Below are 15,278 nucleotides of genomic sequence, written 5' to 3'. Positions count from 1 at the left end.
CATTATATAGCGTTCAGACGGCCTATGCTGATTCTGTATCAAAGGCCGTCTGAAAGTCTGATGAATCAATCGCGCACCGTGCGCCAAAAATGTGCCAACGGCCCGTGACCGCTGCCCACTTTCCAGTATTGCCCGGCAGCAATCGCACCATGCAGATAACTTTTGGCAGCCGCCACGGCAAAATTCAGATTGCGGCGGTGGGGATAAAGCGCAGCAATGGCAGAAGCCAGCGTGCAGCCGGTGCCGTGGGTGTTGGCCGTGGCAATGCGGCTGTTTACAAAACATTGGGGCTCGCTATTGCGCTGCACCAACCAATCGCGCGCTTGGGCGCTGTCTGCCCAATGACCGCCTTTGAGCAACACCGCTTTTGCTCCTTTTTGCAATAATTGCTGCCCTTGTGCCAGCATTTCGGCTTCATCTTGCGCCGGTGCATTGCCGCTTAACTGCGCCAACTCATTCAAATTAGGCGTGACCACATCGGCCAACGGCAACAGCTGTCCGCATATCGCATCAACGGTGTTTTCCAGCGCCAGTGAATCGCCGGAAGTGGCCACCAACACAGGATCAAGCACCATAAACGGCACCGGGTATTTACGCAGCGCCTGCGCCACGGTTTCGATGGTGGCCACATCGGGCAGCATACCAATTTTGACCGCATCCATACGGATATCGCCCAATACCGATTCGCATTGGGCGGCCACCATATCGGCCGGCACCGCATGCACCCCCTGCACGCCCAAGGTATTTTGTGCGGTCACCGCCGTTACCACGCTGGCACCATAGGCACCGAGTGCGCCGAAAGTTTTCAAATCGGCCTGAATGCCCGCGCCGCCGCCGGAATCAGAGCCCGCAATGGTCAACACGCGCGGAAAAGGTTTGTTTTGCTGCATGGTTTCTCCTGTTTGATATTTGCTACCCATCCGAACAAACTGCCGCATTGCCGCGCCTGTTTTGCCTGCTGACTTTTTCGCATGGGTTTCAGACGGCCTCAAGCCGGATGTTTGGCATGGGGTTTGATATATGGGTTTTGATATTGTCTTGAGGCCGTCTGAATGCTTCAAGCCTGCATATTATTTGCAAACGATGGTATCTTTTAATTAAGTACTATAGATTCGGCAATTTTAATTCTAAAAATCTTTTGTTAATTTCTTTTAAAACAATTAGATTGATTTAAAAAATTCAGTTATTTAATTGCTGAATCTATAAGTTAAGGCGCCAACCGCTCTTTCACCCACACGCCGCCATCTAAGCGGTATTGGATGCGGTCGTGCAAACGGCTCGGCCGCCCTTGCCAAAATTCCACCCGCTCCGGCAACACCACATAGCCGCCCCAGTGCGGCGGGCGCGGCACATGCAGCGGATGCTTCAGGCCGACAGCCGCCGCACGTTTTACCAACATCGATTTGGCAGCAATCACCGTGCTTTGCTCGCTCGCCCACGCACCGATGCGGCTGGTATAAGGCCGGCTTTCAAAATATTCATCAGATGCGGCAGCATCCAGCTTTTCCACCCGCCCTTCCACCCGCACCTGCCGTTCCAGCTCCGGCCAAAAAAAGGTTAGCGCCGCAAACGGATGATTTGCCAACGCCCGCCCCTTGCGGCTGTGGTAATTCGTAAAAAACACAAACCCCTGCCCGTTTACCTCTTTCAACAACACCATGCGGCTGTTGGGGCGGCCGTCTTCCCCCACCGTGGCCACATTCACCGCAGTCGGCTCGTTAACCTGCGCAAGAATCGCTTCATTGAGCCAACGCTCAAACTGCGCAATCGGGCTGGCGTCGCATTCCGCCTCTGAAAGCTCGCGCTTGCTGTAATCTTCGCGTATATCATGTAAATCCATCATTGCTCCTTGTTGCCCTAGGGTGTCCGGACAATTTGTTTATGAGGGGATTTTTGTTCCTGAAAATGCAGATGCCGGGCAAAAAACGCAGCAAGATTGGGCATCTTGCGAGGCTTTTTAACGCAGCAGATGCGTTTTCAGGGGCAAAAAGCACCCGTAGATCGAATTGTCCGGATACCCCGGCTCTAACCATTAACAACAGCATAAACATCCGCACGGCAATAAGCAAGCCGCAGACCATACCGGAACACGTCATCTGAAAGGTGCCGGCAAAGCACTGAGGCCGTCTGAAAGCATTTGATTATTATAGCATTCGATAACCATTTTCATTTATTGCCTACAATAAAATCTATCGCCCGCAAGCATTTTTTTCAATCGCCGTTTGCGTTATAATAGCGCGCTAACACACCATCTGCCTCCAAAAAATGCAACTCACCGCCATCGGCCTCAATCACCAAACCGCACCGCTCAGCATCCGCGAACAGCTCGCGTTTGCCGCCGCCGCATTGCCCGATGCCGTGCGCGCACTGATCAACAGCCGTGCCGCCAAAGAGGCAGTGATTTTATCCACCTGCAACCGCACCGAGCTTTATTGCGTGGGCGATGCCGAAGAAATCATCCGCTGGCTGGCGCAATACCACAACCTCAGCGTAGACGAAATCCGCCCCTATCTTTACACCTACGGTTGCAGCGACACCATCCGCCATGCCTTCCGCGTGGCTTGCGGCCTTGATTCCATGGTATTGGGCGAACCGCAGATTCTCGGCCAGATTAAAGATGCCGTGCGCGTCTCGCAAGAGCAGCAAACGCTCGACAGCTGGCTCAATGCCTTATTTCAAAAAACCTTTTCCGTTGCCAAAGAAGTGCGCACCGACACCGCGGTCGGCGAAAGCTCGGTATCGATGGCTGCCGCATCGGTCAAAATGGCCGAACAGATTTTCCCCGATATTGCCGATTTAAACGTATTGTTTATCGGCGCCGGCGAAATGATAGAGCTGGTGGCCACTTACTTTGCCGCCAAAAATCCGAAGCTGATGACTGTCGCCAACCGCACGCTGCCCCGCGCCCAAGAATTATGCGAAAAACTCGGTGTCAATGCCGAACCGCGCCTGCTCAACGAATTGCCCGATATCCTGCATGACTATGACGTTGTAGTATCTTCCACCGCCAGCCAACTGCCTATTGTGGGCAAAGGCATGGTGGAAAGCGCCCTCAAAAAGCGCCAAAGCATGCCCGTGTTTATGCTTGATTTGGCCGTGCCGCGCGATATCGAAGAAGAAGTGGGCGAGCTTGGCGATGCCTATCTTTACACCGTTGACGATATGATGGGCATCGTGCAAAGCGGCAAAGAAGCACGCCAAAAAGCCGCCGCCGAAGCCGAAACCATGGTTGAAGCGAAGGTGGGCGAATTTATCGAATGGCAGCGCGGCCGCCAAAGCGTGCCCTTAATCCGCGCCCTGCGCGACGAAGGTGAACGCGCCCGCCGGCACGTGCTCGAAAACGCGATGAAACAGCTGGCCAAAGGCACGCCGCCCGAAGAAGTGCTGGAACGCCTGTCGGTGCAGCTGACCAACAAACTGCTGCACTCCCCCACCCGCACCCTAAACAAAGCCAGCGCACAAGACAGCAGCCTGGTAGATGCCGTGGCGCAAATCTACCACCTTGATCATCCCGAGCAAACCGCCAAACCCGAATAGCCGGAAAAGCATATTCTGCCCGCCGGCATAATGAAAAAAACAGGCACAAAGAAAAACGCGCTTAAAAGCGCGTTTTTTAGATTTCGATACCGCAAGTTTGATACTGCCCGTTTTTGATGTCTCGGATCCTGCCTCAAGCGCCTTGCCGATTGCTTGCTTATAGCCAGCCAAATCCGGCAAATCCTTACACGCCTGCATCATCTTTTCAGCAACGGCTTCGAATTGCTCGGCCGGTAAATCTGCAATAAACAAAACATGCCGGAAAACTCGCCCGAGCATTGCCCGGCATAATCAGGACACCCTAGCTCTTGCATATGCAGCTCCAGGTAATCGAATAAATCCATTGCAGCGCGCCCGCCTATTTTCATCGCAACCTCATGATTTACATACAACTTCTATGCAATCATTCTGATTTCGCCACGATAAACCGTATCCGGTTTCCCTGTTTTTCAGACAATGACAGCCCATTCAAAAAAGTAAGCGGGCAAAGCAATAGGACAAACCCGCACACATACATTATTCATCAAAAACATAGTGCTTTCAGACGGCCCGCTCTTTCAGACGGCCTACGCTTTCAGACGGCCTACGCTTTCAGACGGCCTACGCTTTCAGACGGCCTGCGCTTTCAGACGGCCTGCGCTTTCAGACGGCCTGCGCTTTCAGACGGCCTGCGCTTTCAGACGGCCTGCGCTTTCAGACGGCCTGCGCTTTCAGACGGCCTGCGCTTTCAGACGGCCTGCGCTTTCAGACGGCCTGCGCTTTCAGACGGCCTGCGCTTTCAGACGGCCTGCGCTTTCAGACGGCCTGCGCTTTCAGACGGCCTGCGCTTTCAGACGGCCTGCGCTTTCAGACGGCCTGCGCTTTCAGACGGCCTGCGCTTTCAGACGGCCTGCTCTTGAGCCCGCCCAAACCGCTGTCCGATATCCATCCGCTTCTCTGCCAATACAACCTCTGCCATGCATGCCTTCACCAAATGCTCATCAACATTTGTGCGCACAAAAAAAGAAGCAAACACGGGTGAAGCAAACAAATCAATGACCTTGCCAGCGCTTAAACACCAACGAGGTATTCACACCGCCAAAAGCGAAATTATTGTTCATCACATAATCCGTATCGATTTCACGCCCTTGGCCGCAGATATAATCCAGTTTGCCGCAGCGCGGGTCGATATTGTCGAGATTCACGGTGGGGGCAAACCAGCCGCCATTCATCATTTCGATGGAAAACCATGATTCCAGCGCGCCGCATGCGCCGAGGGTGTGACCGAAATAGCTTTTTTGCGAACTGATGGGCATGCGGCTGCCAAACACGGCTTCAGTGGCCAGCGTTTCGGCGATATCGCCCTGCTCGGTGGCGGTGCCGTGACCGTTAACATAACCGATTTGGCCGGCGTCAATGGCAGCATCTTTCAAAGCCAGCACCATGCAGCGCTGCATGGTGTCTTTTTGCGGGCGGGTGACGTGGCTGCCGTCGCTGTTGGCGCCGTATCCGACAATTTCCGCATAAATTTCCGCGCCGCGCGCCAAAGCATGTTCCAAGCTTTCCAACACCATCATGCCCGCGCCTTCGCCGATCACCAAGCCGTCGCGGGTGCTATCATACGGGCGCGGGGTTAATTCGGGCGCATTGTTGCGGCGGCTGGCGGCATAGAGCGAGTCGAACACATACACTTGCGAGGGGCTGAACTCTTCGCCGCCGCCGGCCAGCATCATATCGATCATGCCGTATTTGATGGCTTCATAAGCATAACCGATGCCTTGGCTGCCGGACGAACAGGCGCTGGAGGTGGGGATAATGCGGCCGGTCAGCCCGAAAAAAATGCCGATATTGGCAGCGGTGGTGTGCGGCATCATGCGCACATAAGTGTTGGCGCTGAAATTTTGCGATGTGCCGGTCAGCAGCAATTCGCCGATGTCGCCGATGTCTTTCGGGCTGCCCGATGATGAGCCGCAGGCCACGCCCATGCGCCCGTCTTTAATCGTTTCATCACCAAGCAATCCGGCATCTTGCAATGCCTGTTCGGCGGCATCGACACACAATTGCGATACCCGGCCCATGCTGCGCAACTGTTTGCGCGTCCAATGCTTCGGCGGCGCGTAACCGTTAACCGGCGCGCCCAATTGCGCTTCCAACTCGGGATATTGCGTTTGCCAATCCATGCTTTGCACGGCATTGCGGCCTTGCTTGAAGGCCGTCTGAATGCTTGCCCAATCGCGACCAAATGCGGTGATGCCGCCGATGCCTGTAATCACAACCCGTTTCAACACAAACCTCCGTTCACCGCAATCACCTGCCGCGTGATATAGGCGGCTTTCTCATCCATCAGAAAACGCACTGCGTGCGCCACTTCTTCGGGGCTGCCCATGCGCTGCGCCGGTATCATTTTCAGAATCTCGCCAACCGGCACATGGTCATCCAGCATATCGGTATCAATCAAGCCGGGCGCCACGCAGTTGACGGTAATTTTGCGTTTGGCCAATTCAAGCGCCAGCGCCTTGGCCGCGCCGATCAGGCCGGCTTTGGAAGCGCTGTAATTCACTTGACCGCGGTTGCCGACCAAGCCCGACACCGATGCCATGCACACAATCCGCCCCGGTTTGCGGCGGCGTATCATCGGCATCATCACGGGATGCAGCACATTGTAAAAACCATCGAGATTGGTGCGCAACACGCTGTCCCAATCGTCATCTTCCAACGCGGGAAAGGCATTGTCACGCGCCAGCCCGGCATTGAGCACCACGCCGTAATAGGCGCCGTGCGCTTCCACATCGGCGGTCAGAATTTCGCGACAGGCGGTGCGGTCGGCCACATCAAACTGCAACACCCGCGCCTTGCGCCCGAGTTGGCGGATTGCTGCTGCCGCTGCTTCAGCCTCATCGCGCCGGCTGCGGCAATGCACGGCAATATCGTAGCCGTCGGCCGCCAAACCCAGCGCCACGGCCTTGCCGATACCGCGGCCGGAGCCGGTGATTAAAATGGTTTCTTTCATACGTTTTCCTGAGTGATCGCCTTTCAACTGCATCATCCTATTTCATTGTCTCGCCTCAACTCGAAGAGAAGCGGTTTAGGGTGTCCCGACCATTCAGAATGATTCAGATTTTTTGCGATAAAAGTACAGATGCCAGGCAAAAAACACAGCAAGATTGGGCATCTTGCGAGGCTTTTTAACGCAGCAGATGCGTTTGCAGGGGCAAAATACACCCGTAAATCGAATGGTCAGGACACCCTAGCCGAAGCAGTATAAGGTTTTAAAATCAAAGCCGAAATTTTAACAAAATTTATCAAGGCCGTCTGAAAGATTTCAGACGGCCTCAGCTTGCCCGCAGTGATTCTTACTGCTCCGTTCAGACGGCCTGATTCCTTGCTCATACCCATTCATCAAAATGATCGAACGGCGTTGGCTCACTTTTGTGAATGGGCATCACATATCACAACAACCCGGCTGCACCACACTGCCTGATTTGCTTACTTTCATAAATGGGCCTTACCGTCTTTCGGGCTGAACACATTCAATGCCGCCTGCACCAGCAGGCCGTCTGAAGGCAGTTTCGCCTTGGCTTCGGCAGGCGCATCAAGCCAGCGCAGCTCGCAGTCGAATACGCCGAAACCCGTGGTGTCTTGAGTGGAAGCATGCACGCGGACGGCCAGCGTGGTACCGACGGGAATTTCATCGGCAAACAGATTCAGCTTGCGCGTGCCCAGCAAAAAGCCCAGCCGCACCGGTTCGCCGGCATTGTGTGCATGACAGCCCGCCAACGCGGCAATTCCCTGCGCCATAATTTCCATGCCCGCCAATGCCGGCAGGCTGCCGTTTTGCAGCAATAGGTGTTTTGCGCCCACTCCGGCTTCGGCGCAGAGATAATCTTCACCATAATCGGTGATGCAGTCGAGCAGCACCATATGGCCGCTGTGCGGCAGCAAAGGAGCGGGCTGATGAATCGGGCACATTAATTTTTCAGGCATAAGGGTCACTTTATTGTGTCGGGTGATGAGGTTTTTCAGACGGCCTCAAACGATGCGGCCGGCACGGTATCAAGCCGGCTCGCCCACCACCACCACCGCATTGCTGCCGCCGAAGGCAAACGATGCGCTGGCGCCGATGCGCCGTTCAAGCGGCCATGCGCTGTGGCTGTCGGTAAATGCGATGGCGGGCAATGCCGGATCACGCACGCCGTCCCAAATTTGCGGCGGCAGGCGGCCTTGCGGATTGTGGCGGCGGCTGACCATGCCCCACAAAAAAGCCGCTTCGATGGCGCCCGCAGCGCCAAGGGTGTGGCCGGTGAGCGGCTTGGTTGAGGTGCAGGGTGTTTGGCCGCCGAATACTTGGGCAACGGCGAGGCTTTCCATGCTGTCGTTGTGTTGCGTGCCGGTGCCGTGCAGATTAATCCAGCCGATGGCTTCAGACGGCATACCCGCATGCTTTAAGGCCGTCTGAAACGCTTGCGCCGCCCCCATTCCGTCGGGGCGCGGCGACGACATATGATAAGCATCGCTGCTGGCGCCATAGCCGAGCAGCGGCAGGCTGCTGCCGAAATCCGCTTCGCGCGTCATCACAAAAGCGGCGGCGGCTTCGCCGATATTGATGCCGTTGCGGTTAACGGAAAACGGATTGGCCCGGCCGTCTGAAAGCACTTCCAGCGCGGCAAAACCATTGATGGTCAGCGGTGACAAGGTGTCGACACCGCCGCACACCACCGCATCGCACAAGCCTGCCTTCAACAATCTTGCCGCACTGATTAAGGCGCGCGCCCCGGATGTGCAAGCCGTCGATACGCCGTAGCACAAGCCGCCCAAGCCGTAAACCGCTGCCACAAAATCAGCCGGCGCCGATAAAATCTGTTGCTGCTGGTTAAAAGGCACGTCATGCCAACCGCCGCCGGATACAATATGCTGGAAAAGCGGTATATTTTCATCCACACCGCTGGTTGACGTGCCCATCACCACCGCTACCCGTCCGGCGCCGAAACGGGCAACGGCTCCGGCAATATCCGCCTCAATCTGCCGCAACGCATGCCACAGCAATTGATTGTTGCGGCTGCGGTGCACGGCAGCCAGCGATTCGGGAAACGGGCGCAGCGTTTCAGTAACGGCGCCAAAAGCATAAGCCTTACCCTTCATCCACTGCTCAGACACAGTTAGCGGCGAAACTGCCGGCGGATTGAGCAAAGCATCCACATGGGCTTGCAGGCCGCTGCCGAGAGCACTGGTTACAGCAGGCGCGCTCAGAAAAACAGGGGTATTGGTCATGGTTCGGTTTGTCCGTTATCCAGCGGCGTCAGCTGCCAAACGCTGCGGTCGGGAAACATCATCACAGCCGCATCATTTTGCCGCACTATTCGCCACATTTCCTTTCCATTTTGAAAATAAATATCGGCTGCCCCCTGCTTTTCCACATGCGGCTGCGGATAAACCGCCGCTTGCGGATCAATCAGCGGCACAACCGCTGCAAATACCTGCTGCGCACGACGGTTGGGCGCAACAAAACCATCGTTTGCCCAACCTTTACGGCTCACAGTTTGCCGTGCCAAAGGCGCACCCAGCGCATCGGTTTGCACAAAACGCAAGCCGTCGCTGCCGTCAGGCTGCACCGCCAGCAGGCTGGTCTGCAAAATGCGGCCGTCTTCTGCCGTTTGCACCAGCTTAAACCAACGCACCTCATCCTGTTGCGGCCAAGCTTGAGCAAGGCGCGGCAAGGGCGCGGCAGAAGTGCAGGCGGCCAGAATAAAAGCCGCCGCCAGCGGCACAATCTGTTTTCTCTTTATATGTATATGTTTCAGTTTCATATGTTGCAATTTCAGCCACTATTTTCAAAAGAGCCATGCCCTCGGGTGTTTTGATTTGTCGGTTTATGGGTGTATTTTGCCCCTGAAAACGCAGCTGCTGCGTTAAAAAGCCTCGCAAGATATCCAATCTTGCTGCGTTTTTTGCCTGGCATCTGCATTTCCAGGAACAAAACCCCCTCATAAACGACGCATCAGAGGATACCCTAAATTGGCACTCATTTTACAATAGCCGGCGGATAAAGATGCAACGGTTTATACTTTCAACAGATATTAAAGGCAAAAAAACCGTTTACCGCCGCGAAAACCTGCATAAGATAACCAGCCTTACCGCGCTTTCTGCCGCCAACCGCAGCGAAAAATCAGGTAAACCTGTGAACCAAGCCGCTGCCGCCGCCACTAAAATGATTTTGTCATCACACTAATATCGCTCATCCCTATGAAATGGACACACTCCGTCTGCCTGGCGCTGCTGATTGCCGCAGCACCGGCAGCGCACGCCGAAACGCCGCAAACACAGCCCGAAAGCCGGCGCGGCAAAATCATCCGCTTTATCGCTGCCCACCCAATTGCCGCGCAGGCCATCGGCATGGAGAGCAGCGAATCGGCCAACATCACCAGCAACGCCATCCGTTTTGCCAGGCGCACCGGCTTGGATGACCGCGCCAACGGCGACGGCCGCGGCACCCAAGTCAATGCCGTGCGCCATACACTGTGGCAGGCCGCCATCGCTGCACGGTTTGACCCCGCCACCGCCGAAGCCGTCGGCCATGCTTATGAAATCAATCCGGTTATCGATGAAGCGCAAACCGACTACCCCAGCCGTTATGCCGCTGATGAGGCCGTTGATTTGCGCAACAACCGCATCGGTCGGCGCATCGGCAGCGAAAGGCCGCAAACCGACATGAAAACGCTGGCCTTATCGGTATTGGCACACTTTTCCCAAGAAGGCCTGTGGATGGCCGAACCGGTCGAAACAAACGGCCAAACCGCATGGCGCATCAGCCAAACCAAATTAAACCACACCCAATACGAAGCCGCCGTCCGCAATCTCGGCCCCTTGAATGAAAACGGCTTTACCGATGCCGAGCAGCGCCGTTATGAAAACGAAAGCCCGAGTGAAATCGAGCAGGCCATCGAAGCCATCCGCAAACATCAATAACACCCGCCCATACCCGCCGGCGCCGGTTTTCTTGATCTGAATGGCTGCCCGCCCGAATCAAGCGCCTCCACTGTCAGGCCGTCTGAAAGCAGAAAATATTTCAGACGGCCTGATTATATTCCCGACAAAAACGCTCAACTATCCGCACCGAATCTGCTAAAATAGCCGCCAACACACCAATACCCAAAGGCACAAGACAAAAATGGCACTTTTGCAAATCGCCGAACCCGGCCTCTCCGCCGCTCCACACCAACACCGCCTTGCCGTCGGTATCGACCTCGGCACCACCAACAGCCTGGTGGCCGCCGTTAAAAGCGGCAGCGCCGTCTGCCTGACCGACGAACAAGGCCGCGCCACCCTGCCCTCGGTGGTGCGCTATTGCGAAGACAGTCGTGTAGAAACCGGCCACGACGCCCTCAAAGCGCAGAAAATCGACCCGCTCAACACCATCAGCTCTGCCAAACGCCTGATCGGCCGCACGCTGGCCGACCTCAAAACCGGCAGCCATTACCTGCCCTACCGTTTCGGCAACAACGAGCGCATCATCGAATTGCACACCCGCCAAGGCAGCAAAACCCCGATAGACGTATCCGCCGACATTTTGCGCACCCTCAAAGCACGTGCCGAAGCCGGTCTCGGCGGCGAGCTTGCCGGCGCCGTGATTACCGTGCCCGCCTATTTCGACGACGCCCAACGCCAAGCTACCAAAGATGCCGCGCGGCTGGCCGGATTAAACGTGTTGCGCCTCTTAAACGAGCCGACAGCCGCCGCCATCGCCTATGGCTTGGACAACCGCTCCGAAGGCACGTTTGTGGTATACGACCTCGGCGGCGGCACCTTTGATGTATCCGTGTTGCAGCTCACCAAAGGCCTGTTTGAAGTCAAAGCCACCGGCGGCAACAGCGCATTAGGCGGCGATGATTTCGACCACCGCCTGTTTTGCCACCTGCTCGAACAAAACGGCTTGTCGCCATTAAACGAGCAAGACAGCCAACTGCTGCTGAGCCTGACCCGCGCAGCCAAAGAAGCGCTCACCGATGATGCCAGCACCACTATTCAGGCCACGCTTTCAGACGGCCTCACGGTCGACACCCGCATCACCCGTCAAGAATTCCACAACCTCACCCAACATCTGGTGGCCAAAACCATCGAGCCTATCAAACAGGCGCTGAAAGATGCCGGCGTGGGCAAGAGCGACATCAAAGGTGTGATTATGGTCGGCGGCGCTACCCGCATGCTGCATGTACAACAAGCCGTTGCCGCCTTTTTCGGCCAAACCCCGCTCAACAACCTCAACCCCGACCAAGTGGTTGCGCTGGGCGCCGCCATGCAGGCCGATGTGCTGGCAGGCAACAAAAATGAAGAAGACTGGCTGTTGCTCGATGTTACCCCGCTCTCACTCGGCCTCGAAACCTATGGCGGCCTGGCCGAAAAAGTGATTCCGCGCAATTCCACCCTGCCCACCGCGCGCGCGCAAGACTTCACCACCTTCAAAGACGGCCAAACCGCGATGACCATCCACGTGGTGCAGGGCGAACGCGAATTGGTGGCCGACTGCCGCAGCCTGGCCAAATTTACCCTGCGCGGCATTCCGCCGATGGTGGCCGGCGCCGCGCGCATCCGCGTTACCTTTCAAGTAGATGCCGACGGCCTGCTTTCCGTGTCTGCACGCGAACAGTCCACCGGCGTACAGGCGCAAATCGAAGTCAAACCTTCCTACGGCCTCGACGACGAAACCATTACCCAAATGCTGAAAGAAGGCATGAACAAAGCCGGCGACGATATGGCCGCCCGCGCCCGTGCCGAAGCCGCCGTTGAAGCCGAAGGCCTGATTGCCGCCGTTGAAGCCGCACTTGCGCTTGACAGCGATTTGCTGGGCACCGACGAACTGAATGGCGTGCAAGCCGCCATCAGCAACGTATCCGACAGCATTCAAAACGGCAGTGCCGAAAACATCCGCACCGCCACCGCCGCGCTCAGCCATGCCACCGATGATTTCGCCGCCCGCCGCATGGATCGCAACATCCAGCGCGCGCTCACCGGCCAAAGCGTAGAAAACCTGTAAACTTTTTCAGACGGCCAAACAGGCTTTGAGGCCGCCTCATCATCAACCACCTCTGTTATACCTTTTCAGACGGCCTCCAAGCCTGACAAGCCGTCTGAAACCATTCCAAAGAGAACACACATGCCGAAAATTACCGTGCTCCCCCACGCCACCCTCTGCCCCGAAGGCAAAATTATCGAAAACGCCCCTGTCGGCGAATCTGTATTGGACATACTGCTCGAACACGATATCGAACTCGAACATGCCTGCGAAAAATCCTGCGCCTGCACCACCTGCCACGTGATTATCCGCAAAGGCTTCGACAGCTTGGAAGAGCCGACCGAGCTGGAAGAAGACCTGCTCGATCAGGCCTGGGGCTTAGAGGCAGACTCACGCTTGAGCTGCCAGGCCGCCGTAGCCGATGAAGACTTGGTGGTAGAAATTCCCAAATACACCATCAACCACGCCCGCGAACACCATTAATCCGACAAGCCGTCCTGAAGTGCTCTGACCATTCAGAATTATTCAGTTTTTTTATGATAAAAGTACAGATACCAGGCAAAAAACGCAGTAAGATTAGGTATCTTGCGAGGCTTTTTAACGCAGCAGATGTGCTTTTAGCGCAAAAAAGATGATGATAGATGACACATCAGGACACCCTGGCACTTAATTAGTTTCAGACGGCCACAAAACAAAGGAACACATGATGAAATGGACCGACACCCAACGCATTGCCGAAGCGCTTTACGACACCCACGGCGACACCGACCCGACCACCATCCGCTTCACTCATCTGCGTGAGCTGGTGCTGGCGCTGCCTGATTTCGACGACGACCCCGACCGCAGCGGCGAACGCATCCTCGAAGCCATTCAGCAAGCATGGATTGACGAAGCCGAATAAAAACCAGAGCATCTGTAAGGCCGTCTGAAAAATCCGACCAATCTTTCAGACGGCCTCCGCGCATTCCGCTTAGCGGCGGTTTCTCTAACGGTTGTATCCATAAATTTATCCGTATTTACCGCCAAGCAGCCCATCTTCTGTTATTATCAAACAGATGAAAGTTGTTTTTATTTGGCTGAACCCACGCTGCCCCCAAACAGATGTTCCGATAAGCACAAGCCGACACAACAAAACATCCACAAGCCCGGCCTTGCAACCACAGGCCGTCTGAAACCATCAAACAAACAACAAGGAGCGCGAACATGTTGAGCTGGTTTATCGCCGCCGCCCTGATTCTGATTTTCGAACTGTTTGTCGGCACCATTTACCTCTTGGTGGTCAGCGCCGCACTGTTTGGCGCAGGCTTGGCTGCGCTGTTGTTTGACAGCCCCGCCATCAGCGTCATCACTGCCGCCATACTCGCCGCCATCGGCATTTGGTGGGCAAAAGGCTGGATACGCCGCCACCGCCGCGCCCCCGAAGTCGAAGCCGCCCGCAGCGATTTAGACATCGGCCAAACCGTGCAGATTGTGCGCCATCTTCACACCGACCAATACGAAGTGCTCTACCGCGGCGCACAATGGCAGGCGCAGGCCGTCAACCACATCAGCGCACCGCACCCGGCCCCGGCCACCGGCGTGATTACCGGCAAACAAGGCAACCTTTTGCTGATCCACCTGCATTAACCCGTTCACATTAAAGGAGAACTTATGGAACTGCTGCTCAGCTTCCCCATTCTGATTTTACTGGCCGTGATTATATTCGGCTTCAAATCGTTTACCGTGGTGCCGCAACAAGAAGCCTACGTGGTGGAACGCTTGGGGCGTTTCCACAAAGTGCTCAATCCCGGCCTGAACATTCTGATTCCGTTTGTCGACCGCATCGCCTACAAACACACCCTGAAAGAAATCCCGCTCGACGTGCCCAGCCAGGTATGTATCACCCGCGACAACACCCAGCTCACGGTCGACGGCATCATCTATTTCCAAGTTACCGACCCCAAGCTTGCCTCTTACGGCTCCAGCAACTACATCATGGCCATTACCCAACTGGCGCAAACCACGCTGCGCTCGGTTATCGGCCGCATGGAGCTGGATAAAACCTTTGAAGAACGCGACGACATCAACGCCACTGTGGTCGCCTCACTCGATCAGGCCGCCGTCTCGTGGGGCGTAAAAGTGTTGCGCTACGAAATCAAAGATTTGGTGCCGCCGCAAGAAATCCTGCGCTCTATGCAGGCGCAAATCACCGCCGAGCGTGAAAAACGCGCCCGCATCGCCGAATCAGAAGGCCGCAAAATCGAGCAAATCAACCTTGCCAGCGGCCGCCGCGAAGCCGATATCCAACAATCCGAAGGCGAAATGCAGGCCGCCATCAATGAATCAAACGGCCAGAAAATCGCCCAAATCAACCGCGCCCAAGGCGAAGCCGAAGCCCTGCGCCTGGTGGCCGATGCCAATGCCGACGCCATCCGCGCCGTAGCCGCCGCATTGCAGCACCCGGGCGGCAACGAAGCGGTTAATTTGAAAGTGGCCGAACAATATGTTGAAGCTTTCAGCAAACTGGCTAAAGAAAACAATACCTTAATCATGCCTGCCAATGTAGCGGACATCGGCGCCCTGGTGTCGGCCGGGCTGAAAATCGTTGAAGGCAATAAAAGCGTGATCAAACCGTAAGCACATTGCCGCATCATCAAAAGGCCGTCTGAAAACCAAGATTCAGACGGCCTATTTTTATACTCATTCACCTAATAATCTAACTGCTTTAACTTGCCTGTTCTCGAAGAAAACCGGTTTCCCTCAAGCGCTGAAGCAC

General features: G+C 55.7%; 17 protein-coding genes. 10 read left to right on the top strand and 7 right to left on the bottom strand.

Annotated elements, in window-relative coordinates; translation table 11 throughout:
- Positions 1-65 precede the first annotated feature (65 nt).
- Both thiD and pdxH read right to left on the bottom strand, forming a co-directional pair.
- Positions 66-890, bottom strand: a complete 825-nt coding sequence (gene thiD / locus LVJ83_RS06520; RefSeq protein WP_244787461.1) for a bifunctional hydroxymethylpyrimidine kinase/phosphomethylpyrimidine kinase — start codon at positions 888-890, stop codon at positions 66-68.
- Between the two features lie 317 nt (positions 891-1,207).
- On the bottom strand, positions 1,208-1,840 hold the full coding sequence (gene pdxH / locus LVJ83_RS06515) for a pyridoxamine 5'-phosphate oxidase (protein ID WP_244787459.1): 633 nt from the start codon (positions 1,838-1,840) through the stop codon (positions 1,208-1,210).
- 41 nt (positions 1,841-1,881) lie between these two features.
- Here pdxH and LVJ83_RS06510 point away from each other — a divergent pair, with 41 nt between their 5' ends.
- The 3 genes from LVJ83_RS06510 (at position 1,882) to LVJ83_RS06500 (ending at position 4,436) form a co-directional block, all read left to right on the top strand.
- Positions 1,882-2,100, top strand: a complete 219-nt coding sequence (locus tag LVJ83_RS06510; protein WP_244787457.1) for a hypothetical protein — start codon at positions 1,882-1,884, stop codon at positions 2,098-2,100.
- Between the two features lie 165 nt (positions 2,101-2,265).
- Positions 2,266-3,537 (top strand): glutamyl-tRNA reductase, encoded by a 1,272-nt coding sequence (gene hemA / locus LVJ83_RS06505; RefSeq protein ID WP_244787455.1) that lies wholly within the window; start codon positions 2,266-2,268, stop codon positions 3,535-3,537.
- 377 nt (positions 3,538-3,914) lie between these two features.
- The gene (locus LVJ83_RS06500; protein ID WP_244787453.1) at positions 3,915-4,436 is read left to right on the top strand and encodes a hypothetical protein; all 522 of its coding nucleotides are present in this window, start codon (positions 3,915-3,917) and stop codon (positions 4,434-4,436) included.
- Between the two features lie 132 nt (positions 4,437-4,568).
- Here the strand turns inward: LVJ83_RS06500 and LVJ83_RS06495 are convergent, their stop codons facing one another.
- From LVJ83_RS06495 to LVJ83_RS06475, 5 genes are all read right to left on the bottom strand, one after another.
- Complete coding sequence (locus tag LVJ83_RS06495) at positions 4,569-5,804, bottom strand: beta-ketoacyl-ACP synthase (RefSeq protein ID WP_244787451.1); 1,236 nt, start codon at positions 5,802-5,804, stop codon at positions 4,569-4,571.
- The gene (fabG, locus tag LVJ83_RS06490; protein WP_244787449.1) at positions 5,798-6,526 is read right to left on the bottom strand and encodes a 3-oxoacyl-ACP reductase FabG; all 729 of its coding nucleotides are present in this window, start codon (positions 6,524-6,526) and stop codon (positions 5,798-5,800) included. Before fabG ends, LVJ83_RS06495 begins: the two co-directional genes overlap by 7 nt.
- 482 nt (positions 6,527-7,008) lie before the next feature.
- Positions 7,009-7,500 carry a hotdog family protein gene (locus tag LVJ83_RS06485; protein WP_244787447.1) on the bottom strand — a complete coding sequence of 164 codons (492 nt, stop codon included), beginning with the start codon at positions 7,498-7,500 and terminating at the stop codon, positions 7,009-7,011.
- A gap of 69 nt (positions 7,501-7,569) precedes the next feature.
- On the bottom strand, positions 7,570-8,784 hold the full coding sequence (locus LVJ83_RS06480) for a beta-ketoacyl-ACP synthase (RefSeq protein ID WP_244787445.1): 1,215 nt from the start codon (positions 8,782-8,784) through the stop codon (positions 7,570-7,572).
- Positions 8,781-9,320, bottom strand: a complete 540-nt coding sequence (locus LVJ83_RS06475) for a hypothetical protein (RefSeq protein ID WP_244787443.1) — start codon at positions 9,318-9,320, stop codon at positions 8,781-8,783. Before LVJ83_RS06475 ends, LVJ83_RS06480 begins: the two co-directional genes overlap by 4 nt.
- Positions 9,321-9,562: 242 nt before the next feature.
- Here LVJ83_RS06475 and LVJ83_RS06470 point away from each other — a divergent pair, with 242 nt between their 5' ends.
- From LVJ83_RS06470 to LVJ83_RS06440, 7 genes are all read left to right on the top strand, one after another.
- Positions 9,563-9,742: a hypothetical protein gene (locus LVJ83_RS06470; protein ID WP_244787441.1), complete on the top strand. Its 180-nt coding sequence runs from the start codon at positions 9,563-9,565 to the stop codon at positions 9,740-9,742.
- Positions 9,743-9,756: 14 nt separating this feature from the next.
- Complete coding sequence (locus tag LVJ83_RS06465; protein WP_244787439.1) at positions 9,757-10,479, top strand: DUF6973 domain-containing protein; 723 nt, start codon at positions 9,757-9,759, stop codon at positions 10,477-10,479.
- A gap of 202 nt (positions 10,480-10,681) precedes the next feature.
- Entirely contained in the window at positions 10,682-12,544 is a 1,863-nt protein-coding gene (gene hscA / locus LVJ83_RS06460; RefSeq protein WP_244787437.1) for a Fe-S protein assembly chaperone HscA, read from the top strand.
- A 120-nt stretch (positions 12,545-12,664) separates the two neighbouring features.
- Complete coding sequence (gene fdx / locus LVJ83_RS06455) at positions 12,665-13,006, top strand: ISC system 2Fe-2S type ferredoxin (RefSeq protein WP_244787435.1); 342 nt, start codon at positions 12,665-12,667, stop codon at positions 13,004-13,006.
- A 223-nt stretch (positions 13,007-13,229) separates the two neighbouring features.
- Entirely contained in the window at positions 13,230-13,424 is a 195-nt protein-coding gene (gene iscX, locus LVJ83_RS06450; protein WP_244787677.1) for a Fe-S cluster assembly protein IscX, read from the top strand.
- A 302-nt stretch (positions 13,425-13,726) separates the two neighbouring features.
- Complete coding sequence (locus tag LVJ83_RS06445; protein WP_244787433.1) at positions 13,727-14,149, top strand: NfeD family protein; 423 nt, start codon at positions 13,727-13,729, stop codon at positions 14,147-14,149.
- A gap of 24 nt (positions 14,150-14,173) precedes the next feature.
- Positions 14,174-15,139 carry an SPFH domain-containing protein gene (locus LVJ83_RS06440; protein WP_244787431.1) on the top strand — a complete coding sequence of 322 codons (966 nt, stop codon included), beginning with the start codon at positions 14,174-14,176 and terminating at the stop codon, positions 15,137-15,139.
- The last annotated feature ends 139 nt before the right edge of the window (positions 15,140-15,278 follow it).

Origin of the sequence: Uruburuella testudinis, from assembly GCF_022870865.1 — a bacterium.
Taxonomy (GTDB): Bacteria; Pseudomonadota; Gammaproteobacteria; order Burkholderiales; family Neisseriaceae; genus Neisseria; species Neisseria testudinis.
Note: the sequence above shows the minus strand (reverse complement) of the source record. Positions and strands in the feature narration are given on the sequence as shown.